Source organism: Clostridium bowmanii (assembly GCF_018861315.1).
GTDB lineage: Bacteria > Bacillota > Clostridia > Clostridiales > Clostridiaceae > Clostridium_AD > Clostridium_AD bowmanii.
Window position 1 is genome coordinate 82,353 of record NZ_JAHLDL010000002.1, and the last position, 19,922, is coordinate 102,274.

The window sequence follows — 19,922 nt, forward strand, 5'->3', positions numbered from 1 at the left end:
TGGATCAATTGTAAAGTTATTTAGTTTATATTATCTAGTTCTAGATTTAAATTTTTAATTGAATGTTGGTGTATAGATGCTGATTTTTTACCGTGTATAAAGTAGTATAAAAAGATAGATAAAAACACAAAAACAGATAGTTGATCGCTTAGTTTGATTCTTCTTTCTCTCTTGTCTTTCCCTGACATTTCTTCGATGAATTCACTCTTTTTTAGACGATCTACAGCCCGAGTAACCGACGATTTTTCTACACTTAAATAATTAGCTATCTCCACAAGTGTAGAAGGACCATTAATTTCTAAAAAACGGATAATTCTCCACTGAGAATGATGAAGATTATATTGAATAATTTCTGTATTTAAGTCACTAACCACAGTTCTAGAAAGTTTTAGAAGTTGATGCAAAAACTCATAAGTACATGTCAAAAAATCACCGCCTTTAAAATGATTGCCTAAGCAACTATATATCAACTTTTGTAAAATATCAATAAATTAATAATTGGTAACAAGTTCTGTTTTTCTAATTTTTAAATTCAGTTTAACACATTCATTTCTTGACCTTGTTTTTCACTATATCTTCACTAAAAAATTAGCCCCTGGTACATAAGGCAAATTTAATTTATGACCTCGGTTATTTAGTAGCTGTGCTTTTATAATTGCAAGTTCTGTATGTACACTTAGAGTACAAGCTATTTGAGAATAAGTATAGTCTTCAGCTACTAGTTCTAAAAAAGTATCATCTGGCATAAGAAGTTCTGCTGCAAAGTAGTTTGCTTGTATTTCAGGTATGGATGGTTTTAAGGATACGCATACTTCATCTTGAAACATGTTAATGGTAAGTCCTCTATGAAAACGGTCATGACCAATCTCATGAGCACAAACTATTCTAGTACTTATTTCATCTATACTATTATTAATAATAATATATCTATTCCTTAGTATATAAGTATAAAACCCTTTTAAATGGTGAAGCTTTTCATAACTTAAATCAATCCCCAGATATTCAGCTATTTTAAAAGGGTCATTTGTTTCATAAGTTTTTACTAGTTTATTAGCACATTTAGAAATATTTGAACGATTCATTCGCACCCTCCCCACAGGTGTTAGTAGAAAAGTTATTTTTTAATTTCTTTTCTACCGTATTTCTCCTTGTTTTTCTTTTTTGAATCAAAATAAAGCTCCGAAATTATTCTAAAGACTTCATCTTTATCATCGTCCATGAGTTCGCCGCCAGCAAATAGCATTTCTACATTCTTTAGTACTCCTTGGGCTTGTTTGTGACCTATAGTACCATATTCTTCACTAGAACCTTGCAAAAATGAACCATCCGTGCCAAGAAGATAGTCAACTGAAACGTTGAATACCTCGGCAAACTTTGCAATGACTTCTTGTTTTCTAGGGAATCTTTCGTTGGCCGCTGGGCAGGTAGACTAGTACAAATTCACAATCTTCCTAGAAATAGTATGGATAACCTAAAGCAGGCAAGGGAGTTTATAAAAGCGGGAGATTATGAAATGCTAGAACTACTTTTGATAGTGTACCCGAGGTGTTATCCCAACTTATAAGAACAGCTTTTATTCCACCCGTGAATTCTAGATTTATTGTATCAGACTTTAGTGCCATTGAAGCTAGAATTATAGCTTACATTGCAAATGGAAAATGAGTTATTGATACATTTAAAGGTAATGGCAAGATATATGAAATGACTGCAAGTAAGATGTTTGGAGTGCCCCTTGAAAACATAGTAAAAGGGAATCCTCAGTATGATCTTAGGCAAAAAGGAAAAATAGCAACCATGGCCTGTGGCCTTGGGAGAAATATTGGTGCATTAACTGCTATGGGAGCAATAAAAATGGGACTCAGGGAAGAGGAACTTGGAGGTATTGTTACAGCCTGGAGAAAATCTAATTCCAACATTGTTAAGCTTTGGAGGAAAATTGAAAATGCAGCAATAATGGCAGTACAGCAAGATCAGGTAGTAAAGATGCAATATGGACTTGAGTTTTCTTGCACAAAACATGTCTTATTTATTAAACTTCCCTCAGGTAGAAGTCTTGCTTACGTAAGGCCTAGAATTGAAACAGATGTTAGGTTTAACAAACCCAAACTTACTTACGAAGGAATTGAACAAGCGACAAAGCAGTGGGGAAGGATTAGTACCTTTGGAGGGAAACTTACGGAAAACATAGTTCAAGCAATTGCTAGAGATTGTTTAGCAGAGGCAATGCTCAGGCTAGACAAGGCAGGATATAAAATAGTATTTCATGTTCATGATGAAGTTATGTTAGAGGCTACGTATGCGTTTGGTTCCTTACAGTCTGTGAATGAAATTATGGGAGACTATAGAGCTGTTATTTGATTTTGGCTGCGCAATGTATACAACCCATAAGCACAGCATAGATAAACCAAGGCTTAGACTTGTTATTCCCTTAAGTAGAGCAGTAAGTTCTGAAGAATATGGAGCGGTATCTAGAAAAATTGCAGGGGATATAGGAATAGATTATTTTGATGATACAACCTATGAGCCTTCAAGAAATATAAAAACCAGAGAAAAGCTAGCAGATAAGCAAGGAAATCCAAGTGGAAAGGGTGGAGTAGTAGGTGCCTTTTGTAGAACTTATAATGTGGCGGGTGTTATAGAAAAATTTTTAAGTGAGGTTTATGTGGCATCCCTTGAGCAAAATAGATACACCTATACCAAAGGTTCAACTGCAGGCGGGCTTGTTATTTATGAAAAGGGTGACTTTGCCTATTCACATCACGGAACAGACCCAGCATCGGGTAAACTTTGTAATTCTTTTGATTTAGTAAGACTTCATAAGTTTGGCGCTTTGGATGATGAAACCCGGGAAGGAACTCCCATGAATAAAATGCCTTCATTTAAGGCCATGCAAGAGCTTGCAATGAAGGATCATGAAGTGAAAAGGCAGATAGCTAAGGAGCACATTAGTGAGGTTGGTGAGGATTTTAGTACATTGAATAGTTGGGTAGATGAATTAGAAATTAGTGCTAAAGGTGGCTTTAAGGAGACTTTGACAAATCTAGTATTAATAATAAAACATGACCCTGCCTTAGTAGGAATTGCCTATAATGAGCATAGTTAAAGAATAGAAACTTTAAGTGAGGTACCTTGGAAAAGATTAAAGGCGGGTTGGTCCACAGGAGATGATGCAGGCCTATCTTGCTATCTTGAAAAAAAATATAAGCTTTGGTCCCCAAGTAAATGTCAGGATGCATTATTAAAAGTTGCCATAGAGAGATCCTTTCATCCAGTAAAAGAATTTTTAAAGTCACTACTTCCCTGGGATAACATGCCTCGTGCAGCTACCTTACTCATTAAATATTTAGGTGCAGCGGATAGTGAATATGTTAGAGCCGTTACAAGGTAAACGTTATGCGGAGCAATAGATAGAGTTATGGAACCAGGAATTAAATTTGATACCACCCTTATTTTAAATGGTCCACAAGGAATAGGTAAAAGTACTATATTTTCAAAGCTTGGTGGGAAATTTTTTAGTGATGCATTAAGTATTGCGGATATGCATGATAAGACAGCAGCAGAAAAATTGCAAGGAAGCTGTATTTTAGAAATTGGGGAACTTGCAGGCATTAGAAAAGTTGATGAGGATACCTTAAAATCCTTTTTGACAAGGCAGGATGATAAATTTAGAGCAAGTTATGGAAGAGTAGTGGAAGAACATCCAAGGCAGTACATTATTGTAGGAACTACAAATCAAGAAGCAGGATTTTTAAGAGACACCACAGGTGGTAGAAGATTTTGGTCTGTAAAGGTGCGAGGCATCTCTGAATTTAAACCTTGGGATATAAAAGATATAGATCAAATATGGGCAGAAGTCTTAATGATGTATAACAATGGAGAATCTTTAATATTAGAAAGTTCCCTTACAGAAGTTGCAGAGACAGCACAAATTGAAGCCTTTGAAAGTGATGAAAGAGAAGGTATAGTTAGTGATTATTTAGATAAACTTCTGCCAAGTAATTGGGAAGAGATGGGTTTATATGAAAGAAGAAGCTTTTTAAGAGGTGAGGGTGAACTGGCAGTTAAACCTGTAGGAGCCGTAATACGTGACCATGTTTGCATAATAGAGATATGGTGTGAACTCTTTGGTAAAGATGCTAGTATGTTAAAAAAATTTGATTCTTATGAAATAGGTGGAATAATGAGGAAAATTGAGGGGTGGGGGAATATTAGTGACAGAGTTTACTTACCTATTTACGGAAGACAAAGAGTTTTTTTGAGGGAATCTGTGGGACAGTGGGGACAGTAACTAATAGGCTGTCCCATAACCTTGTCCCATTGCTCAAACCGTTATGGAATCAAGGTTTGAGAATGATTTGGGACAGCCAGGACAAGAATTGTATATAGAAGTATGTAAATTAGGCAGAAGAGTAAGGGCAGGTGTGCCTAATACGCATACCCGCGTAAGAGAATCTTCTCCTAGTTGTCCCAGAGATGTATTAAAACCCAATAAACAAGCCATTCTTGCACGGGACAGGGGGACAGGGGTACAGATGGATAAAATCAAAGTATTAATATAAAAACAAGGCGGTGTATATTGTGGAAAAATTAGTTGAAAGGGCTAAATCTAAAGAAGAAAGCGCTACAGAAGAAATAATAGAAAAATTCAAGTATCTAATATTTAAGGAGGCTTCAAAATATCACATTCCAGGTTTTGATTTAGCGGACCTAATCCAGCATGGATATCTATCCGTAATAAGAGCTATAGCTATGTACAAGCTAGGAAGCAACAGCTTTAATAAATATTGTATAAGTTCTATAAAAATGAATTTCAAAGAACTTTTAAAAGGACAAATAAAACACTTTAGAGAGGTGCCAAACAATGATATGTTAGATTTTGATATCTGTGGAGATTATGAATTTACCTTAGAGGATGAAGTAATAGCTTACTATGAAGTGGAAAAGTTATACGCAGCTCTTGATAAACTTGATCCACTAGAGCGCGAAATAATAAAAAGATATTATATTCTGGACCAGTCCCTTGGAGAAATAGCTTGTGATAGCGATAAAAATTACCATCAACTTACAAGAATTAAGAGAAAAGCTCTAGAAAAACTCCGGTCCTTAATGTAGATTTATATATTTTAAAAAACTCCGCACAAAACTGTGCATCGGCATATATATTCAATGAAAACAAAATGAAAGGAGTGATTTACATGGCAGTAGTATCAACAAAGGTAGCCAGTGCGCTAAAACTTACTATGAAGATAGGAGTTGACATCAAAGGCAAAGATAAATATGCAACAAAAAGATTAAGTAATCTAAAAGTTGCAGCATCAGACGCAGACATATTTGCTGTAGGACTAGCAATATCTAACATTAAAACTTACCCATTGTTTGGCCTAGACAGAGAAGATCAGTACAGTTTAGTTAGTGAGTAGTTTTAACTTGAAAGGAAAGTAGAATATTCAGAGTCCTGGTCCAAATAATTTAAAGGAGGAAAAGTGATATGCATAAATTAGTTATGAGATTTTTAACAGCTACGGAAGGTAAATATTTTACTCTAACTGTAGATGACATCAAAGCTGATGGTAATGGAGTTCCAACTGTAACCGAGGCTGAGACAAATGCTCTTATGGATTTAGTCATCGCAAAGAACATTTTTGCATCAGCGAATGGTAGCTTAGTTGGCAAGAAAGATGCTAAGATAGTTACTACGGATACTAGTACAGTTGAATTAGCATAGGAAATGGGAGTCAGTAGATAAATCTACTGACTCTCATTTTTTTATCGTAAGATATGTTGGAGGGGAACAAAGCGATCCTATTGCTATATATAGATAACCAAAATAATATAGATATTATCTTGAGAACCTAAAATTAAAATTAAAAAAGCAGAATTGAATATCAACTCTGCTTATATATTAATTTTCTTTTTAACAACAATTACGATCATTATGCTTTTTTTCACAACAAGGATCGCACCATTTATCACACCATTGATTGCACCATTGTTTATTACAATGAGGATCACATTTATTTTTACGACAATTGTCATGATGACGGTTATTTTCGCAGCAACGATCGCTATTATTACAACGATTATTGATACTACAATTGTTATCGTCAAATAGTAATAATAATAGTATCCACCAACAACACATACATATTTCCCCCCTTAAAGGCATACATTTTTTCATTTTAGTTTATTCTTAAGTTTGTCCCATGAATATTTCATTTGTTAGTATATAATATTATGTTTATATGAAAATGTTACAAATTAAGGAGACTCATCCAAGCTATTTTCTAATCAGATAAAATAACACTGATATATATTTTATAATTTACTCTTTTATAATAGTTAAGCATTGTATATATTGTTATAATTTACTGTAAGCTGTTTTAAGCTGTAAATTTATCACATTGTTATTAAGATTTATCTTTGAAGTATAAGTGTAATATAAAAAGGGGTTACAATTATATTTCATTTAATATATTAGATACGTATTTAGAGGTGGATATTAATTGAAAATTATTTTAAAATTAACAAGCATAACCAAATGTCTAATTTGTGTTTTTTTATTCAGTATAGCAGTTATGCCTAACAATGGTCTTGCAGTTACTAACACTAAAAAAATTAGTGCAATTAATGGAAGGGTAACAGCACCATTTAAATATGCACTGACTACAACACCAAAAGTAACAGATTTCGGTGTAACTCAAGTTATAAATGGGAAAGCAACAAAAGTTACTATAAATTCAACAAAAAGGACTGCCACATTAACAGTACCAGTGATAACTAAAACATCAGTAGCTCAAAATGTAGTTTATAAAGTATCATATAAAAAGGATATAATTGTTAGCTCGCCAACAATAATCGTTTCAAAAGTTATATTAATTGTTAAACCAGTTATTAATAATACCGTTATAACTAGTAAATTTTCGGATGTAAACTTTAAAACTGAGGTTTATTCTTTAATAAGAAAAGCTAGTCCTGCTCCAATACTTTATTCTGATGTTAAAAATATAAAAGATTTAGGTCTAAGTAATAAAAAAATAAGTAATCTAAGTGGTATTGAGTATTTTACATCATTAACTGTTTTATATTGTGATAGTAATAAATTAACAACTTTAGATGTAAGTAAAAATACAAATTTAACTCAGTTATATTGCAATAGTAATCAACTAACAATATTAGATATAAGCAAAAGTACTGCATTAAGGTTTTTAGATTGTTCTAAAAATCAATTATCAACCCTTTATTTTAATAAAAATAAAGAGGACGATAGCTTTATGTGGCGTTATAAAATACAGTATATTGATTCAACTCACAAAACTACTACAGACAAATTAGTTATAACAATTAAAGCCTTATTATTATTATTATCTCTATTTATATAATAAAATTTATTTTGTAATTAAATACTAAATTTTAACTAGGTTATTCATTGTATAAAATGGTATACTGTACTAAAATAAACTAAATTTATACAAATATAAATTTTGAGTGGAGGTAATTAAATATGTTAATTTGGAACGACAGTTGTTCAATTGGTATAGATATAATTGATGCTCAACATAAACATCTTTTTGAGATAGGTAATCAAGCTTATGCACTTTTAAAAAATGGACTTCAAACTGATAAATATGATGATGTAAATTTAATAGTTGAGGATTTAAGAAATTATACTAAATATCATTTTAAATGTGAGGAAGAGTATATGCTTAAAATTAATTATCCTGGATATGAAGAACAAAAAAGAGAACATACTAATTTCATAAAAAGACTAGAAGAAATAAATCTAAATAATGTGGATACAAATCACCAAGAATATATAGAGGATTTGCTTCATTTTGTATTTGAATGGATTTTAGAGCATATACTGGAGAAAGATAAATTGATAATGCCAGTATAAATTAAGCCAAAAAGGACTGAGCTATAATAACTCAGTCTTTTGAAATTAGCAGTGATACTTATATAGAACTGAAATGATTTTACGACCCTGTTGTAAAATCTGGAAGCATAAGCGCACAAATTATGCTTGATAAAGATAGGTTATAATTTTTTATAAATCCTCATTGCAAAGATATAAGCAACAACTATTATTGCTATACACCAAGCAAGTGCAACCCAGATATCATTTCCTACTGGTTGGACTCCTAATAAATTACGAATAGCTTCTACGATAGGCGTTACAGGTTAATTTTCTGCAAAGGCACGTACTGCTGAAGGCATAGTATCTATTGGTACAAAGGCAGAACTGATAAATGGTAAGAAGATGATTGGGTAAGAGAATGCGCCTGCACCATCTGGTGTTTTAGCAGCAAGTCCTGCAATTACAGCAATCCAAGTCAAAGCAAGTGTAAAGATCCCAAGAATTCCAAATACCGCGAGCCACTCTAAGATTCCTGCAGAGGAGCGGAAACCCATTAATAATGCAACAAGTATAATTACTACTACAGAAATTCCATTAGAAATTAATGAGGTTAATACATGCCCCCATAATACTGTAGAACGAGCGATAGGCATTGAGTGAAAACGTTCAAATATACCACGGTATTTATCTATAAACAAACGGTATGCCACATATGCAATCCCACTACCAATAGCCATTAACATTATACCTGGTAATATATAATCAATATAAACTTATGTACCTGTTTTGATTGCACCACCAAATACATAAACGAATAATAACATCATCGCAATTGGTGTGATGCAAACTGTAATAATTGTATCCATACTTCTAGAAATATGGCGCATAGAACGTTCAAACATAACACTCATATCACTTAAAAAATATTTGTTTGTAGATTCCATTTATTTCTTCCCCTTTTTACCAATGATTGTTAGGAATATTTCTTCTAATGTAGGTTGTTTTTCAACATATTCCACTTTTGCAGGTGAAAATAATTTTTTAAATCCTTCTAGTGTATCTAGAGCAATGATTTTCCTCCATGAAGAATAGCGATTTTATCTGCAAGTTGCTGCGCTTCCTCTAAATATTGAGTAGTTAAGAATACTGTAGTTCCTGAAGCTGATAACTCTTTTACAATCTTCCAAACTTCTAAACGTGATTCTGGATCAAGACCTGTGGTTGGATCATCTAGGAAAATAATCTTTGGATTTCCCACAAGACTCATTGAGATATCAATTCTTCTTTTCATCCCTCCAGAGTAAGTAGCCACTCTTCGGTCTGCAGCCTCTGACATACCAAAACGATTAATTAACTCATCTGCTTTAAGTAAAGTAACCATTATTCTAATCATCGTTGTTTTTCCGGATCCATTGGAACCTAGTAATGCAAAAATACTTCCCTGCTCAATTTCAAAATCTACTCCTTTGAGTACTTCTACATCTTTGTAAGATTTCTTTACTCCTTTAATTTGTATGATATTTTTTCCCATTTTCTTTTCCTCCTCTACAATATAGTAACCTTACTTAAATCTGCATTTAATTCTTTCAATACGACTTGAGTAGTTATAATAAAAAAAGAGCCGATAACTGTGATTTCATTCACATGTTATCGGCTCTACGTCTTAGCGGCTGGCTCTTTAATAACTGATATATTCAGTTGTTTTACATTGATTATCGTTTCTTGTTTACAATTTGGACAAAATAGCGGGAAGTTTTCAAGTACCGTATCAACTCCTATCTTAACCCTTGTTTTGTTGCCACAGACCGGGCATAATATCCACTCATATCTACACACTCTACCATCCCCTTAGTTGTTGTTTACTTTGTTTTATCCGTAACCTTTTTCATGGCCTTGTCAACTTCTTGGTCAACAGATTCTTGATAGATGTCAGCGTAAGTTTTTGAATCTTTGATTAAATCGTCGCAGAAGGCCGCTACGTCACTGCCTGTCACTTCGAGTGCACCTTTCCTAAGGGCAGCGCCTTCTTCAAAAAGATCGATAATCCCTGAGAGTAAACCTATCCCTTTGGTTAGCTCAACAGGACCCACATTAAAGAGATATTTCTGAATCTCTTTATAAACAATCTGATAATCCTTAGGGAGCGCTTTGACACGTGTCACGTGTGCTCGCCACTCTTTTTTGCCTTCGATGATATCTTGTATTATCATTTTATCCTCCTATTTACCTGATTTTTTAGCAATATTATTGTTGAGTTGCTTGCGCCACTTGTCGCGAAAAGACTTTGCCACTTCTTCACCGGCCAGCTCTAAGCAGAAGCCATTGATATCGTCACCAAAAACTTCTTGTACACTCTGACCGTCCGCAGCCGTTTCCTCCAGCAGGCCAAGCACACCGTCAAGAATTGGCATGAGGTTGCGACCGGTGAAATCTGAGTGCGGCCAAAGATTGGCCTTAATTTTTCCCCATGATGCTTGATAATCAGCCGGCAGCTTTTTAGCTCGAGATTCAAAACTTTTCATTTCTTTAGTCATGTCGCTTCCCGTAACCTTTTCCCAAAAATTCATTTCTTCTTCTCCTTTAACTCACTAATTTTTGATGATACGAATTCCCATCTTTCCCAGAACCTTTTCAGCTCCACACGCCCCGCGTCATTGAGCTTGAAAAACTTTCGCGGCGGTCCCATATCGGATGGCTTTTTTTCTATGTCCACGAGTTTATTCCTCTCAAGACGCACCAAAATGGTGTAAACTGTCCCATCCACAACGTCCGAAAATCCGAGGGCATTCAGCCTTCTCGTGATCTCGTAACCGTAGATTTCCTCGTGGTTGATGATTTCAAGGATGCAGCCTTCTAGTACACCTTTTAACATTTCCGTAATATTTTCCAAAAAATCACCTCTTCACTATCTAGTAATACTGGTATTTAGTATTACTTACTACCTCTATGTAGTATCACGTAGTAGTGGTGGCGTCAATATAATATTTTTATTTTTATTTTTTTAAAGTTTATTTTTAACAATAAGATTTATAATAATTCTAAAGATGATAACAAGCACCAAATAAGCAACAAAAACTGTTCCAGTTTTTTACAAGGGTCTGGCCCCTCAAAGATTATGACAATTACAATCACCTTTATAGTTGTATCTGAATATTATTATAGTGAAAGGTGGCGTTATTCATGGATCATAGCGAAAAGTATACTGGGAGCAAAGAAGATTTTTATTTTTTTCTAAAGGATGAAGTTATAAGGCTATTAAAGGATAAACTCAAAATAGATGGGACCCGTGTTTTAATACCAGATAATGAAGAATTAGATTACGAATTTAAACTTGATAGTGATATTAATTATGGTGTTTTTACAATTAGTGTTAAGTGGGGAGAAAAACAACCTAAACCATCTAATAAATTAAAAGATAAACTAAATCAATATGAAGAATTCGATGAGAACTCTAAACAAGCTGAAAAATTTAAAGAAAACTATACGAACTCTGATGGTATGGAGATAACTACCCATATAACCTTTGATTAGCGTATATAAAAAGTATTATAACAAATAGGCTTTCTTAAAATATTTTATCACGTATTATTTGTTTAACCTTTAGAAATATAGATTATATATTAGCTATATTTTTTACAAGCTCATTAATCAAACCATTGTAAATTTATAATAAGGACATTTAAAAATATTAATCTGATTCAGTGGAACATATTTTCAACTCATAGCACCTATGTTGAAAATATTTTTAATGGTTCATAGATCTATAAGAAATCCGAGTGACCAAATCAGTATTAATAAGTATTGTCTTATTCTAAATTTAAAAGGAGTTGTATTAAATGAGAAATGATTCTGATTGTAATAAGTGCACTAAAAGTTCATGTAATTTATGCAGCGTTATTAATGTAGATCCAGTAGATATAGAAAAACATGCTCTAAGATTACTAACTGTAAGAATAAAAGTAAGGAACGTATGCTTTGATAAAAAAGTTGCTGTTGCATGCATTATATATGATAGATGTCATAGAATAGTTGCTTTTAGGGGCTTTATTACAATTATATGTAGAGAAAATGGATGTGGTGAATGTGGCAACATTGAACGTAAATTAGTGTTTGTACTTCCCGACAATATTACATGTGACCCTAGTAATTTAGAAGTTCGTACCGCAGCCAATTATATATATCCATGTGAAGACTAATAAATAGTGTAGTGTCAAATTTAGCCTAGCATAATTGCTAGGCTTCTTTATCGTTTCACCACATTTTTTTATAATAAGTAGTATTATTAAATGTTAAATAACTGAATATTAAAAAGACTTACATTAAACCTTTTTATAAGTTTTAAATTCGATTAGTATCTGAGGATTTTTTTTAATGAATTGTACAAAATTTTGAAAACATTCTGTTGTTTTATTACTTATTGTATGTTCAATTTTTTCAGTTTCTTCTAAAATATCAGACTCTGAAACATCTAGTATTCTTAATAAACTCTCTACAGTATTATGACGATTAAGTAATGTCTTTCCAAATTTTTTTCCATCCTCTTCTAGTTCTAAAACACCATATTTTATATATTTTACAAGTTTAAGTTCAGCTAATTTTTGCACCATGTCTGTAACCGAAGGTGGTTTAACATTAAGTGCATTAGATAGTTCATTAACCCTTGTAAATCCTGTGCTTAAAGATAATCTATAAATCATTTCAAGATAATCTTCCATACATGGAGTAAGAAGCTTTTTTCCTTTTTTCATATATCCGTTAAAAGTATAAAAATCTTTTTCCAACATATTATCACCCACTTTAAGCTATAGTCTGTTAAATAAATTATATGCTTAAACATACAATGAAATTACTTTAGTGGAACATTTAAACAACAACAACATAATTTATATTACCAGAATAAATTTAGTCCCGTCTAAGAAATCTATTCCAGTATAATTATTTTGGTTATATTTTAAGAACCAAATGGAGGATGATGTAATTTATGGAGAATGATAACTTAATAATAAATGATAGTTTAGCTGCTCCAAAGCAGATAAGTAAGGTAAAACAGTTAATGAAGTTTATAGGGCCTGCTTTTGTTGTTAGTGTTGCATATGTTGACCCAGGTAACTTCGCAACTAATATAAGTGGAGGGTCACAATTCAACTATACCCTCATTTGGGTGATTTTATGGAGCAACATACTTGCTATATTTTTACAGACTATGTCTGCTAAACTAGGAATAGCCACTGGACGTAATTTGCCTGAAATGTGTGCTACGGTATTCCCTAGGTCAGTAAACTGGATATTCTGGATTGTCGCTGAAATAGGTGCTATGGCAACAGATTTGGCAGAGTTTCTAGGTGGCACATTAGGATTATATTTATTGTTTCATATACCTATGATATATGCAGGACTTCTTACGGGTCTTATAACGTTTATAATTTGCTACTTAGAAAAATATGGGCAGAAAGTTGTTGAAATTATAATAGCAGCATTTGTTACCGTAATCAGTATCGCATATGCAATAGAATTATTTCTTGCTAAACCAGATTGGGTGGAGGTGGGCATTCATACATTAATTCCTTCGTTACCCAATGGAGCAGCTGTATTCATTGCGGTAGGTATGCTTGGTGCAACAGTTATGCCCCATGTAGTATATTATCACTCGCAGTTAGTTCAGGAGAGAGGTACTGATACGTCAAATGAAGGTAAATTAAGACATTTGAAAATGGAAAAGATAGATATTACTATAGCTATGAATATTGCCTTTATTGTAAATGCTGCAATGGTTGTTGTATCAGCTGCGGTTTTTTATAGAAATGGAATGATAGTAGATTCAATTGAACAGGCTCATACATCTTTACAACCATTATTAGGTTCTTTATCAAGTGGCGCCTTTGGAATAGCATTACTTGCATCAGGACTATCCTCCTCTGCTGTTGGAACCATGGCAGGGCAGACTATTATGAAGGGCTTTGTTAATTTGAGCATACCTAAAAATGTTAGAAGAATTATAACCATGATGCCAGCTTTGGTTGTAATTGCACTTGGAATTAATCCGATTTATGCTCTTATTTTGAGCCAGGTCGCACTTAGTTTTATTCTACCATTCCCAATATTTCAAATGTTAACTATAGCTAAACGTAAAGACTTAATGGGTATTTTAGTTAATAAACGTATAGTGCAGCTATTAGGTGTTTTAATAGCAGCGGTTATAATTTTACTAAATGTAGTGCTCCTGTATCTAACATTTACAGGTAAGGTTTAAATTAAAGAGATAATACCCGACTCAATTGGACACTGGCGCGGTAGATTGTAAGATGCTATACTTAAGTGTTTGTATTTTATAAGCATGAATCCTAATGATAAGAGAAATTGGGATTCACTTTAGAAGATTGCAGTGGATATAGGATAGTTGTAGATGATGTTAAAATGTCGTGAAAATTTCCATTTTCACGACATTGGTTGTATCACTTTTATAAAACTTTTTATATTTGAGGCAAGTGTTTAAAATGGTGTTAACATTGTGGCTGAAGAGTAAAATTTTGTGATTACTAGGGGGAATGATTTATGAAGGTAAAAGCTTATACATTAAACTCATTTGCAAAATCAATTGAGGGAGGAAACCCCGCCGGAGTTGTGCTTAATGCTGATGATTTATCAGAAAATGACATGAAAAAGATTGCAGGTATAATTGGTTTTAGTGAAACTGCTTTTGTAATGAAGTCAGATCTGGCAGATTTCAAGGTAAGATTTTTTACACCTAATGAAGAAGTTGATATTTGCGGTCATTCAACAATAGCAACATTCTATACACTCTCAAGACAAGGTTACATTAAGTTGGGAAAATATTCTCAAGAAACCAAAACTGGAGTTTTAAATGTGGAATTAAAGGAAGACTTATTAATTATGATGGAACAAAATACTCCAAACTATTATGAAATAGTAAGCAAGAATGAAATTGCAGATTCCTTGAACATTACTACAGCTGAAATCTTGGAAGAGCTACCAGTACAGATTGTATCCACAGGCCTTAGGGATATATTTGTACCTATTAAAAATATGGATATACTAAATTCTATAAATCCAGACTTTAAAAAAGTTGCAGAAATTAGCAGTAAAATTCCAAACGTAATTCCTGTAAATGAATCAAGCGAGACAGTGAAGAAATCATTTCCGGAGTTTATGGAATAGAATTGCCATTACAAATTCAAAAAATTATGTGAGGTAATATCAGATTTTTACTTTGTATTGCAAGGCTTTTATTGCCTTAATACTCTATTTTGAATTACCTCACATAACTGGCATTATGTAGCAAGTCACATAATATCAGAGTCAGCACCAAGGAACAAAATACAGACCGTAAACATGAAGCTCTAAAAGAATAGGTCACCTTAAATAAACTCATATATTAAGCTACATTAGAGGATAGATTAAGTGGAAAAGGATTTTGAAAGATCGCATTAATCTTTTATTTATAATTAAGTTTCTACACCTTTATTTATTTTTTTTATAATTCTTAATAATATTTATATTTATATTTATATTTATTGTTATAATCATTAGCAGCTTCAACCAATTGTTCATAACTGTTTATTCCCTTGTTTTTAATTATTTTTTTAAAATCATAATATCTAACATTTTTACTTTTTTTTATGATTTGTTGATATGGTTTACGGTCTAGTAAATAATGCCAAAAAACAACTGCATCAATCTCTAAATGTGTACCTTTTTTATCAAAATGAGCTTGTATATCTACAAACATTTGTTGTGCAGCATCAGCATCCTCTACACCAGTAAAGAATTTAATTATTAAATTTGCTTCTTTTGAAGTTGCTATAGCTTTATTAGAATTTATGCGTAAGTGTGAATCATTCATTAATATCTCCCCCTCATAGGTATGCATTTAGTCTTGTCATTGGTTTATTATTGTATTAGTTATATTAAACTTATATAAGTATACTATAATTACCATAAAATTGGAAATGATTAATAAAAATAAATTAGTATAAACAGATTATCTAAACACATATTAAAAAGATATCCTATTAATATTAGTATTCTCTTTGTTTTTCATTATGTGCAGATGAAGCTGAAGCATCATTTTATAATATGAAAGGTGAATCCAGAATAATAAAGCTATAAAAATATCGATTTATGCAACAATTTTCATTATAAGAACCTCCTCCATCACTCGTAGAGATTGTTATACAAAAATAGAGGCAGATTTTCTGACTCAAGAATCATTATTTGAGCATATGGAACTGGTTAGGTATGCTTATGGTTGCGATAAAATAATTTAACACATATACAAAATGAAAAGAATAGTGAATTTAAGGTTATGGGAGTGAAATCGATAGATAGTAATACAAATAATTATTTAAATAAACAAATGATGCGTATTCCTGGTGGAGTTGAATATTTGAGGGACTATCGGGATGAGCATAAATGGCATAGTTCAGATTCTAAAATGAGCATATCAGGACAAAAGGGAAATTTGACAGAAATTAAAAGAAAACTTGAAATTAAGCCTTTTCTTCTTGCTAAATATCCAGTTACAAAAAACTTGTATGAAGTAATCTTACATAAGGCACAAGATAATGTAGAGGTAAATTATACACCAATTGTTAATGTATCTTGGTACGATGCTATTTTATTTTGCAATCTACTTTCAAAGGAATGTGGATTGAATGAATGTTATACTTTTGAATTAAATGGTAGTAATGTGTTTTGTGATTGGAATGCCGATGGATATAGGTTACCGACAGATGCAGAATGGCAGTATGCTTGTAAATCTACATCAACCGGGTATAGGTATGGCGGAATAGAGGACATTGCTTGGTATTGTGAGAATTCAGAAGGCAGGCTCCATGAGGTGGGTAAAAAAAATCCTAATGATTGGGAACTATATGATATGCTAGGAAACACATGGGAATGGTGCTGGGATTTGTATGATGAAAAAACATATGATCAATATCGTATTTTTCGTGGTGGAAGTTGGGCTGAACAAGCTAGAGGATGCGGAGCTACTTGCCGTCGTCGTGGGCATCCTTCATTTGGAATAGATGATTTAGGATTTCGTTTGGCTAAATCTTTCTGAAAAGAAGAAGTTCATATAACAGTTGAGTTTATGTGTAAAGAAGAGACAGTCTAAATTCCTTACCTTTTGAAGCACAGCATATTTAGGTTCCATTAAGTTTCCTCCTATAGTCCTGGAAATATAAAAGCCATTAGCCATTGTATTCCCTAAGTATAATCACTTTATTATAATTTTATTTACTCCAATTATATCACTGTATTCTAGCTGACACGACCCCAGTATTCATTAAGCAATACAACACCAGCTATTATTGAAACAATAGTAGATAAATTAACAAAAATTGCAGATTTTGAAGCCTCTATTCTAGACAAAGTAAAGTTAGTCAAAAAGAAAGCAATTATGGAAGACAATATTCCCAAATATGCCAGGGAGATTAGAAAATTCTTATTCTTTAAAGGTGTGAAATACTGGTTTAATGTGTTAGATCTTATATGATTATATACAGAAACAAGATTGAAAAACACTGCGCCCATTGCCATCATGGCATAAGTTAGCTCCATGGGGCTGAACTTTTTAGAGAACTTCCTTGATAGGATATTAAACACACGCAGAAAGCACTGCTCCAAGTAATAGAAATACACCCAATAAACTTCCTGAAGAGTTTGATCCATTCATAAGTACAATAAATACTACTCCACTAACAGAGAGGAATATAAAGCCACACTGTTTTATTGATGGGGTTTCTTTTAAAATGTACGCGGATAAAATTGTTACAAATATAGGAATAAGTGCAATCATTAGACCGGCTTGAGATGAGGAAGAATACTGAATTCCAAAGGTTTCAAAGATGAAATAGACTATTGGTTGCGCCAAGCTAAGAAAAAGCAAGCTTTTTATGTTTTTGTCTTTATAATTTATTTTTATACCCCCAAAGAATATAAGTATGGAGATGATTAAAAAGGCTACGAGAAAGCGAAAAGGTAGTAAAGTAAAAGGATCTACGATGTTTAATGCTTTTTTAGAAAATAAAAAACTTAAACCAAAAATTGATGATGTAAGTATTGCTGATAAAATTGGTAGCGTATTCATTTTGTGATTCATATTTTATTAATACATTTATGGATATAAAAATTTTTACGGTCCTTTTTCTTACTTAGGACGTGTCTACAAAATGGACAAATGAAAGTCTCAGTTAATAGTTGTTTGTAATCAAGTCTTTTAAAGATCTTTATGATAGGTACTTTATCTACAGCATGTTTATTGTATTTAGGGCTTGTTATATCGTATTTCGGTTTACTAAGAGGTATATTTTTCGCAATAAAAATAAGTAATTGATTTATTTGAGAAAGTAATAGTTGATTATATTTAACTAATATTGATATAATTGTACTCATGATGACACCTTCCTTTTGGAATTTTGTTGGGTTGAGATACAACAATTATACCAAAAAAGAGGGGGTCATTATTTTTTTGTTATAAAGGTAGCTTGAAGCCTTGCAAATACAAGGATTTAAATAAATAAAACAAAGATAGTGTTTACACTATCAACCAATAGACAGTGTTAATTTAACGTAATACATAACAAGAAATATTACAAATATTAAGCTTTATAATGGTATAGGAGTCCAACTGACAAATCGGATATGTCGTTTGGACTCCTTATCTTTGGGTACAGTATAAAATAAAGTATATCCTTTTACCTTAATAATGCTTGTTTGTTTTGTATCTTAAATTAACCATAAATTACTAAGAATATTCTTTATACTAATGCGCAAAATAATAGTGTAAATGAAAATCATTATTAAATAAAAAGGAGGCAAATAACATGTCAAATAGAAATTTAGTTCCACAAGCAAGAGAAGGTTTAAACAAGTTTAAAATGGAAGCGGCTAAAGAAGTAGGAGTTAATCTTTCAGAAGGATATAATGGAGATTTAACTTCAAGAGAGAACGGATCCGTAGGCGGACAAATGGTTAAAAAAATGGTTGAGTCTTACGAAAAAAACTTATAATTAACTTGTAAACATTAAACGGGTATCTATAGGGTAGACACATTTCTTAAAGTGCTCCCATATAGGTACCTTTTAATATTCTAAGAATAGGTTATAGTGTAATAATTTTTACTATTATATGCAGTAATTAGAAATACACTGTAGACCATTTATGAATTAGAAGCTGAGGGGCTTTTACTAATGTGCTGGAAATATCGTTTTTAATAGAATTGCAACGAAAAATTAAATTGACAATCAAAATAATAAAAGATATACTCAATACATGAATTAAATTGAATTAAATTGAATTGCATTAAACTGTTTTTATATAGAGAGATTAATTATGAATAAATATTAAAATATTAAATTGGACAATCAGTTATGGTTTTCATTATATGCGACATCGAGAGAAGTCATTAAATTATATAAACCAGTTCTTGATAAATATAATATAACTTATACTCAGTATGCAACTATGTTAGTATTTTGGGAAAAAGGAAAGATAACAGTTAAACAAATTGGAGAAGAGGAGGGTTTTCAAAATTTCATAAAGGCAGACCCAACGCAGAGGACCTAAATCTTGCGAAACAGTTTGCTAGAGAAATTATAAAATAAACATAAAGGCGGGATGACCAATGAAAGCTCAGTCACATATTAAAATTACAGAAGAAGAAAAAAAACAACTTATAAAGGCACAACAGGGTGAATTAGATGCGGTAGTACTATATCGTAAGTTATCAGTCATGACAAAAGAAATTAAGAATAAAGAAATTTTCTTAAAAATTGCAGCCGATGAAGGAAAACATGCTAGTATTCTGAGAAAATATACAGGTGAAAAACTAGAAGCAAAAAACTTTAAGACTTTAGTTGTTACTATTACATATAAAGTATTTGGAGAAAAGTACCTGCTTAACACTATTGGAAAAGGTGAGTTCAAGGCTGCGAAGGACTATCTTCCACTAGTGATGAAATTTCCTGATATACAAAAAATTATTGATGATGAGAATTTACATGGAAATTTAATGAGTAAAATGATAAAGTCATAAATGTAGTTT

General features: G+C 32.2%; 29 protein-coding genes and 2 pseudogenes. 17 read left to right on the forward strand and 14 right to left on the reverse strand.

Features of this window, described 5'->3' with window-relative positions:
• Nucleotides 1–20 precede the first annotated feature (20 nt).
• From KPL51_RS01555 to KPL51_RS01565, 3 genes are all read right to left on the reverse strand, one after another.
• On the reverse strand, nt 21–425 hold the full coding sequence (locus tag KPL51_RS01555) for a MarR family winged helix-turn-helix transcriptional regulator (protein ID WP_216156328.1): 405 nt from the start codon (nt 423–425) through the stop codon (nt 21–23).
• A 144-nt stretch (nt 426–569) separates the two neighbouring features.
• Nucleotides 570–1,082 carry an ImmA/IrrE family metallo-endopeptidase gene (locus tag KPL51_RS01560; protein ID WP_216156331.1) on the reverse strand — a complete coding sequence of 171 codons (513 nt, stop codon included), beginning with the start codon at nt 1,080–1,082 and terminating at the stop codon, nt 570–572.
• A 32-nt stretch (nt 1,083–1,114) separates the two neighbouring features.
• Nucleotides 1,115–1,315 carry a hypothetical protein gene (locus KPL51_RS01565; RefSeq protein ID WP_216156334.1) on the reverse strand — a complete coding sequence of 67 codons (201 nt, stop codon included), beginning with the start codon at nt 1,313–1,315 and terminating at the stop codon, nt 1,115–1,117.
• Nucleotides 1,316–1,701: 386 nt separating this feature from the next.
• On the opposite strand from KPL51_RS01565, the gene KPL51_RS01570 reads away from it, so the two are divergent.
• From KPL51_RS01570 to KPL51_RS01610, 9 genes are all read left to right on the forward strand, one after another.
• On the forward strand, nt 1,702–2,358 hold the full coding sequence (locus KPL51_RS01570) for a DNA polymerase family A protein (protein WP_224853550.1): 657 nt from the start codon (nt 1,702–1,704) through the stop codon (nt 2,356–2,358).
• A complete protein-coding gene (locus KPL51_RS01575; protein WP_216156337.1) occupies nt 2,324–3,103 on the forward strand; it encodes a hypothetical protein in 780 nt (259 codons plus the stop codon). The genes KPL51_RS01570 and KPL51_RS01575 overlap by 35 nt, the downstream gene beginning before the upstream one ends.
• Nucleotides 3,104–3,403: 300 nt before the next feature.
• Entirely contained in the window at nt 3,404–4,288 is an 885-nt protein-coding gene (locus KPL51_RS01580; protein ID WP_224853594.1) for a VapE domain-containing protein, read from the forward strand.
• Between the two features lie 43 nt (nt 4,289–4,331).
• Nucleotides 4,332–4,559: a hypothetical protein gene (locus KPL51_RS01585; protein WP_216156343.1), complete on the forward strand. Its 228-nt coding sequence runs from the start codon at nt 4,332–4,334 to the stop codon at nt 4,557–4,559.
• Nucleotides 4,560–4,578: 19 nt separating this feature from the next.
• Nucleotides 4,579–5,112, forward strand: coding sequence for a sigma-70 family RNA polymerase sigma factor (locus KPL51_RS01590; protein ID WP_216156346.1), 534 nt, complete (start codon nt 4,579–4,581; stop codon nt 5,110–5,112).
• Between the two features lie 83 nt (nt 5,113–5,195).
• Nucleotides 5,196–5,420, forward strand: coding sequence for a DUF1659 domain-containing protein (locus KPL51_RS01595; protein ID WP_216156350.1), 225 nt, complete (start codon nt 5,196–5,198; stop codon nt 5,418–5,420).
• Between the two features lie 68 nt (nt 5,421–5,488).
• A complete protein-coding gene (locus KPL51_RS01600; RefSeq protein ID WP_216156353.1) occupies nt 5,489–5,725 on the forward strand; it encodes a DUF2922 domain-containing protein in 237 nt (78 codons plus the stop codon).
• Nucleotides 5,726–6,503: 778 nt separating this feature from the next.
• Nucleotides 6,504–7,379: a leucine-rich repeat domain-containing protein gene (locus KPL51_RS01605; protein WP_216156356.1), complete on the forward strand. Its 876-nt coding sequence runs from the start codon at nt 6,504–6,506 to the stop codon at nt 7,377–7,379.
• Nucleotides 7,380–7,501: 122 nt separating this feature from the next.
• Nucleotides 7,502–7,894, forward strand: a complete 393-nt coding sequence (locus tag KPL51_RS01610; protein WP_216156359.1) for a bacteriohemerythrin — start codon at nt 7,502–7,504, stop codon at nt 7,892–7,894.
• Nucleotides 7,895–8,034: 140 nt separating this feature from the next.
• Here the strand turns inward: KPL51_RS01610 and KPL51_RS01615 are convergent.
• From KPL51_RS01615 to KPL51_RS01640, 6 genes and pseudogenes are all read right to left on the reverse strand, one after another.
• Nucleotides 8,035–8,799, reverse strand: a pseudogene (locus tag KPL51_RS01615) (ABC transporter permease).
• A pseudogene (locus KPL51_RS01620) lies at nt 8,800–9,386 on the reverse strand (ABC transporter ATP-binding protein).
• 125 nt (nt 9,387–9,511) lie between these two features.
• Nucleotides 9,512–9,691 (reverse strand): cysteine-rich KTR domain-containing protein, encoded by a 180-nt coding sequence (locus tag KPL51_RS01625; RefSeq protein WP_216156362.1) that lies wholly within the window; start codon nt 9,689–9,691, stop codon nt 9,512–9,514.
• A gap of 23 nt (nt 9,692–9,714) precedes the next feature.
• Entirely contained in the window at nt 9,715–10,065 is a 351-nt protein-coding gene (locus tag KPL51_RS01630) for a DUF1048 domain-containing protein (RefSeq protein ID WP_216156367.1), read from the reverse strand.
• A gap of 9 nt (nt 10,066–10,074) precedes the next feature.
• Complete coding sequence (locus tag KPL51_RS01635; protein WP_216156370.1) at nt 10,075–10,422, reverse strand: DUF1048 domain-containing protein; 348 nt, start codon at nt 10,420–10,422, stop codon at nt 10,075–10,077.
• Nucleotides 10,419–10,745 carry a PadR family transcriptional regulator gene (locus KPL51_RS01640; protein ID WP_216156373.1) on the reverse strand — a complete coding sequence of 109 codons (327 nt, stop codon included), beginning with the start codon at nt 10,743–10,745 and terminating at the stop codon, nt 10,419–10,421. The genes KPL51_RS01635 and KPL51_RS01640 overlap by 4 nt, the downstream gene beginning before the upstream one ends.
• Before the next feature lie 290 nt (nt 10,746–11,035).
• Between KPL51_RS01640 and KPL51_RS01645 the strand changes: the two genes are divergently transcribed.
• The gene (locus KPL51_RS01645; RefSeq protein ID WP_216156376.1) at nt 11,036–11,386 is read left to right on the forward strand and encodes a hypothetical protein; all 351 of its coding nucleotides are present in this window, start codon (nt 11,036–11,038) and stop codon (nt 11,384–11,386) included.
• 305 nt (nt 11,387–11,691) lie between these two features.
• On the forward strand, nt 11,692–12,051 hold the full coding sequence (locus KPL51_RS01650; RefSeq protein ID WP_216156379.1) for a hypothetical protein: 360 nt from the start codon (nt 11,692–11,694) through the stop codon (nt 12,049–12,051).
• A 123-nt stretch (nt 12,052–12,174) separates the two neighbouring features.
• On the opposite strand, the gene KPL51_RS01655 is transcribed toward KPL51_RS01650, so the two are convergent.
• Complete coding sequence (locus KPL51_RS01655) at nt 12,175–12,639, reverse strand: metal-dependent transcriptional regulator (protein ID WP_216156382.1); 465 nt, start codon at nt 12,637–12,639, stop codon at nt 12,175–12,177.
• A gap of 197 nt (nt 12,640–12,836) precedes the next feature.
• On the opposite strand from KPL51_RS01655, the gene KPL51_RS01660 reads away from it, so the two are divergent.
• Together KPL51_RS01660 and KPL51_RS01665 are read left to right on the forward strand one after the other, a co-directional pair.
• Nucleotides 12,837–14,105 carry an Nramp family divalent metal transporter gene (locus tag KPL51_RS01660; protein ID WP_216156384.1) on the forward strand — a complete coding sequence of 423 codons (1,269 nt, stop codon included), beginning with the start codon at nt 12,837–12,839 and terminating at the stop codon, nt 14,103–14,105.
• Between the two features lie 302 nt (nt 14,106–14,407).
• The gene (locus KPL51_RS01665) at nt 14,408–15,031 is read left to right on the forward strand and encodes a PhzF family protein (protein WP_224853556.1); all 624 of its coding nucleotides are present in this window, start codon (nt 14,408–14,410) and stop codon (nt 15,029–15,031) included.
• Nucleotides 15,032–15,356: 325 nt separating this feature from the next.
• Here KPL51_RS01665 and KPL51_RS01670 read toward each other — a convergent pair whose 3' ends face one another.
• Nucleotides 15,357–15,716, reverse strand: coding sequence for a hypothetical protein (locus KPL51_RS01670; RefSeq protein ID WP_216156387.1), 360 nt, complete (start codon nt 15,714–15,716; stop codon nt 15,357–15,359).
• A 462-nt stretch (nt 15,717–16,178) separates the two neighbouring features.
• Between KPL51_RS01670 and KPL51_RS01675 the strand changes: the two genes are divergently transcribed.
• Nucleotides 16,179–16,937 (forward strand): formylglycine-generating enzyme family protein, encoded by a 759-nt coding sequence (locus KPL51_RS01675; RefSeq protein ID WP_216156390.1) that lies wholly within the window; start codon nt 16,179–16,181, stop codon nt 16,935–16,937.
• A 200-nt stretch (nt 16,938–17,137) separates the two neighbouring features.
• Here KPL51_RS01675 and KPL51_RS01680 read toward each other — a convergent pair whose 3' ends face one another.
• Genes KPL51_RS01680 through KPL51_RS01690 form a run of 3 tightly spaced genes read right to left on the reverse strand, consistent with a single transcriptional unit; the run spans nt 17,138 to nt 18,271 of the window.
• Complete coding sequence (locus KPL51_RS01680; protein WP_216156393.1) at nt 17,138–17,437, reverse strand: EamA family transporter; 300 nt, start codon at nt 17,435–17,437, stop codon at nt 17,138–17,140.
• A gap of 37 nt (nt 17,438–17,474) precedes the next feature.
• Nucleotides 17,475–17,966, reverse strand: a complete 492-nt coding sequence (locus KPL51_RS01685) for a DMT family transporter (RefSeq protein WP_216156396.1) — start codon at nt 17,964–17,966, stop codon at nt 17,475–17,477.
• An 8-nt stretch (nt 17,967–17,974) separates the two neighbouring features.
• Nucleotides 17,975–18,271 carry a hypothetical protein gene (locus tag KPL51_RS01690; RefSeq protein ID WP_216156399.1) on the reverse strand — a complete coding sequence of 99 codons (297 nt, stop codon included), beginning with the start codon at nt 18,269–18,271 and terminating at the stop codon, nt 17,975–17,977.
• 431 nt (nt 18,272–18,702) lie between these two features.
• Between KPL51_RS01690 and KPL51_RS01695 the strand changes: the two genes are divergently transcribed.
• From KPL51_RS01695 to KPL51_RS01700, 3 genes are all read left to right on the forward strand, one after another.
• Nucleotides 18,703–18,888, forward strand: a complete 186-nt coding sequence (locus tag KPL51_RS01695; RefSeq protein ID WP_216156402.1) for an alpha/beta-type small acid-soluble spore protein — start codon at nt 18,703–18,705, stop codon at nt 18,886–18,888.
• A 340-nt stretch (nt 18,889–19,228) separates the two neighbouring features.
• Entirely contained in the window at nt 19,229–19,444 is a 216-nt protein-coding gene (locus tag KPL51_RS23230) for a transcriptional regulator, SarA/Rot family (RefSeq protein WP_376770070.1), read from the forward strand.
• 58 nt (nt 19,445–19,502) lie between these two features.
• Complete coding sequence (locus tag KPL51_RS01700) at nt 19,503–19,913, forward strand: ferritin family protein (protein ID WP_216156405.1); 411 nt, start codon at nt 19,503–19,505, stop codon at nt 19,911–19,913.
• The last annotated feature ends 9 nt before the right edge of the window (nt 19,914–19,922 follow it).

What these genes read in the sequence shown, in the direction of transcription:
- KPL51_RS01560 (WP_216156331.1), bottom strand. Translation starts at nt 1,082, where the DNA reads ATGAATCGTTCAAATATTTCTAAATGTGCTAATAAACTAGTAAAAACT.
- KPL51_RS01570 (WP_224853550.1), top strand. Translation starts at nt 1,702, where the DNA reads ATGACTGCAAGTAAGATGTTTGGAGTGCCCCTTGAAAACATAGTAAAA.
- KPL51_RS01575 (WP_216156337.1), top strand. Translation starts at nt 2,324, where the DNA reads ATGAAATTATGGGAGACTATAGAGCTGTTATTTGATTTTGGCTGCGCA.
- KPL51_RS01585 (WP_216156343.1), top strand. Translation starts at nt 4,332, where the DNA reads ATGGAATCAAGGTTTGAGAATGATTTGGGACAGCCAGGACAAGAATTG.
- KPL51_RS01595 (WP_216156350.1), top strand. Translation starts at nt 5,196, where the DNA reads ATGGCAGTAGTATCAACAAAGGTAGCCAGTGCGCTAAAACTTACTATG.
- KPL51_RS01600 (WP_216156353.1), top strand. Translation starts at nt 5,489, where the DNA reads ATGCATAAATTAGTTATGAGATTTTTAACAGCTACGGAAGGTAAATAT.
- KPL51_RS01610 (WP_216156359.1), top strand. Translation starts at nt 7,502, where the DNA reads ATGTTAATTTGGAACGACAGTTGTTCAATTGGTATAGATATAATTGAT.
- KPL51_RS01630 (WP_216156367.1), bottom strand. Translation starts at nt 10,065, where the DNA reads ATGATAATACAAGATATCATCGAAGGCAAAAAAGAGTGGCGAGCACAC.
- KPL51_RS01635 (WP_216156370.1), bottom strand. Translation starts at nt 10,422, where the DNA reads ATGAATTTTTGGGAAAAGGTTACGGGAAGCGACATGACTAAAGAAATG.
- KPL51_RS01645 (WP_216156376.1), top strand. Translation starts at nt 11,036, where the DNA reads ATGGATCATAGCGAAAAGTATACTGGGAGCAAAGAAGATTTTTATTTT.
- KPL51_RS01650 (WP_216156379.1), top strand. Translation starts at nt 11,692, where the DNA reads ATGAGAAATGATTCTGATTGTAATAAGTGCACTAAAAGTTCATGTAAT.
- KPL51_RS01655 (WP_216156382.1), bottom strand. Translation starts at nt 12,639, where the DNA reads ATGTTGGAAAAAGATTTTTATACTTTTAACGGATATATGAAAAAAGGA.
- KPL51_RS01660 (WP_216156384.1), top strand. Translation starts at nt 12,837, where the DNA reads ATGGAGAATGATAACTTAATAATAAATGATAGTTTAGCTGCTCCAAAG.
- KPL51_RS01665 (WP_224853556.1), top strand. Translation starts at nt 14,408, where the DNA reads ATGAAGGTAAAAGCTTATACATTAAACTCATTTGCAAAATCAATTGAG.
- KPL51_RS01670 (WP_216156387.1), bottom strand. Translation starts at nt 15,716, where the DNA reads ATGAATGATTCACACTTACGCATAAATTCTAATAAAGCTATAGCAACT.
- KPL51_RS01675 (WP_216156390.1), top strand. Translation starts at nt 16,179, where the DNA reads ATGGGAGTGAAATCGATAGATAGTAATACAAATAATTATTTAAATAAA.
- KPL51_RS01680 (WP_216156393.1), bottom strand. Translation starts at nt 17,437, where the DNA reads ATGGAGCTAACTTATGCCATGATGGCAATGGGCGCAGTGTTTTTCAAT.
- KPL51_RS01685 (WP_216156396.1), bottom strand. Translation starts at nt 17,966, where the DNA reads ATGAATACGCTACCAATTTTATCAGCAATACTTACATCATCAATTTTT.
- KPL51_RS01690 (WP_216156399.1), bottom strand. Translation starts at nt 18,271, where the DNA reads ATGAGTACAATTATATCAATATTAGTTAAATATAATCAACTATTACTT.
- KPL51_RS01695 (WP_216156402.1), top strand. Translation starts at nt 18,703, where the DNA reads ATGTCAAATAGAAATTTAGTTCCACAAGCAAGAGAAGGTTTAAACAAG.
- KPL51_RS01700 (WP_216156405.1), top strand. Translation starts at nt 19,503, where the DNA reads ATGAAAGCTCAGTCACATATTAAAATTACAGAAGAAGAAAAAAAACAA.